Raw genomic sequence first — 424 nt, 5'->3', positions numbered from 1 at the left:
CACATGGTGGAGCGTTTGTTAATTGGACTTTTGGGTCAAGGGCATATTTTATTGGAAGGTGTTCCAGGATTAGCAAAAACTTTAGCGATAAACACCCTTTCGCAAGCCGTTCAGGGATCTTTCAGCAGAATTCAATTTACACCGGATTTATTGCCAGCCGATGTTGTGGGAACAATGATTTACAACATTAAGGCTAATGAATTCTCCATAAAAAAAGGACCAATCTTCGCTAATTTCGTCCTTGCCGATGAGATTAACCGTGCTCCTGCCAAAGTGCAATCGGCATTACTGGAAGCGATGCAGGAAAAGCAAGTGACTATTGGAGATACTACTTTCAAATTAGACAGACCATTTTTGGTTTTGGCTACTCAAAATCCAATTGAACAAGAAGGAACGTATCAATTACCTGAAGCTCAGGTCGATC

Annotated in this window: 1 protein-coding gene; it reads left to right on the top strand. The window is 41.0% G+C overall.

The annotated features are described in order from the left end of the window. Positions 1-3 precede the first annotated feature (3 nt). Positions 4-424: AAA family ATPase (locus FCS21_RS17905; RefSeq protein ID WP_246047321.1), on the top strand; the 421-nt coding region annotated here is incomplete at its 3' end.

The sequence above is a fragment of the Colwellia ponticola genome (assembly GCF_005885605.1).
Taxonomy (GTDB): domain Bacteria; phylum Pseudomonadota; class Gammaproteobacteria; order Enterobacterales; family Alteromonadaceae; genus Colwellia; species Colwellia ponticola.
This window is presented reverse-complemented; position numbering and strand designations above follow the sequence as displayed.